General features: G+C 71.1%; 1 protein-coding gene. It reads right to left on the bottom strand.

Annotation, left to right across the window (positions count from 1 at the left end; all coding sequences use genetic code 11):
* Positions 1-1635, bottom strand: a 1635-nt coding sequence (locus H4F90_RS15370) for an electron transfer flavoprotein-ubiquinone oxidoreductase (RefSeq protein ID WP_182666194.1), incomplete at both ends; no start/stop codon positions are given.

Below are 1635 nucleotides of genomic sequence, written 5' to 3'. Positions count from 1 at the left end.
CCGCCGCCCTCGGGCGTCACCCACACGATGTTCTGCGTCGGATCCTTGATGTCGCAGGTCTTGCAGTGCACGCAGTTCTGCGCGTTGATCTGCAGGCGCTGGGCCCCGTCGTCCGCGGGCACGAACTCATAGACCCCCGCCGGGCAGTAGCGCGCCTCGGGCCCGCCGTAGACCGCCAGATTGATCCGCGTGGGCACCCCCGCGTCCCGCAGCGTCAGATGCGCCGGCTGATCCTCCGCATGGTTCGTGTTGCTCAGGAACACGCTGGAGAGCCGGTCAAAGCTCAGCACCCCGTCGGGCTTGGGGTAGTCGATGCGCGGGCAGTCGGCCGCCGGCCTGAGCGCGGCATGGTCGGGCTGCGTGCGGTGGATCGTCCACGGCGGCTCCTGCACCCCCAGCTTGGGCAGCAGCCACTGCTCCAGGCCCGTCATCAGCGTGCCCACCGCGCGGCCCTTCTTGAACCACTGCTTGAAGTTCTTCGCCCGGCGCAGCTCCGCATGCAGCCACGAGGCCTCGAAGGCCGCCGGGTAATCGAGCAGCTCATCGTGCTGGCGACCGGCCTGGAGCGCGGCAAAGGCCGACTCGGCCGCCAGCATCCCCGTCTTGATCGCCGCATGGCTGCCCTTGATCCGGCTGGCATTGAGCGTGCCCGCCTCGCAGCCCACCAGCACCCCGCCCGGAAAGCACAACCGGGGCAGCGACAGGATCCCCCCGGCCGTGATCGCCCGGGCCCCGTAGGCGATGCGCTTGCCGCCCGCCAGATGCCCCCGGATCGCCGGATGCGTCTTCCAGCGCTGGAACTCCTCGAAGGGACTCAGCCAGGGGTTCGCATAGTCCAGGCCCACCACGAAGCCCAGGGCGATCGTGTTGCCCTCGCCGTGGTACAGGAAGCTGCCGCCATAAGTCTGACCATCGAGCGGCCAGCCGGCGGTATGCACCACCAGCCCCGGGCGGTGCTGCGCAGCAGGCACCTCCCAGACCTCCTTGATGCCCAGGCCGTAGCTCTGCGGATCGCGGCCCGCATCCAGGCCGAAGTGGGCAATCGCCTGCTTGCCCAGATGGCCGCGCGAGCCCTCGGCCAGCACCGTGTACTTCGCGCGCAGCTCCATGCCCAGGGCGAAGCCAGCGGTGGGCGATCCATCCTTGCCCAGGCCCTGGTGGCCGGTGGCGGCACCGACGACGGCGCCAGACGCATCGAAGAGCAGCTCGGAGGCGGCAAAGCCCGGGAAGACATCCACCCCCAGGGCCTCGGCCTGCTGGCCCAGCCAGCGCACCAGGGCGCCGAGCGAGAGGATGCGGTGGCCGTGGTTCTGGAAGCACTCGGGCAGCAGGGCCTCAGGCGTGGCGCGGGCGCCGGACTCGGAGAGGAAGAGGAACTCGTCTGCAGCCACCGGCAGGCCCAGGGGGGCACCCTGGGCCTTGGCCTCGGGCAGGAGCTCATGCAGGGCGCGCAGGTCCATGATGGCGCCCGAGAGGGTGTGGGCGCCGGGCTCGGAGCCTTTTTCGAGCACGCAGACGGAGAGCTCGGTGCCCGCGGCGGCGGCGAGCTGCTTGAGGCGGATGGCCGTGGCCAGGCCGGCCGGGCCGGCGCCGACGATGAGGACGTCGACGTCGAGGGTGTCGCGCGGGCCGTGG

This window comes from Aquariibacter albus (assembly GCF_014145335.1).
Classification (GTDB): domain Bacteria; phylum Pseudomonadota; class Gammaproteobacteria; order Burkholderiales; family Burkholderiaceae_C; genus Aquariibacter; species Aquariibacter albus.
Note: the sequence above shows the minus strand (reverse complement) of the source record. Positions and strands in the feature narration are given on the sequence as shown.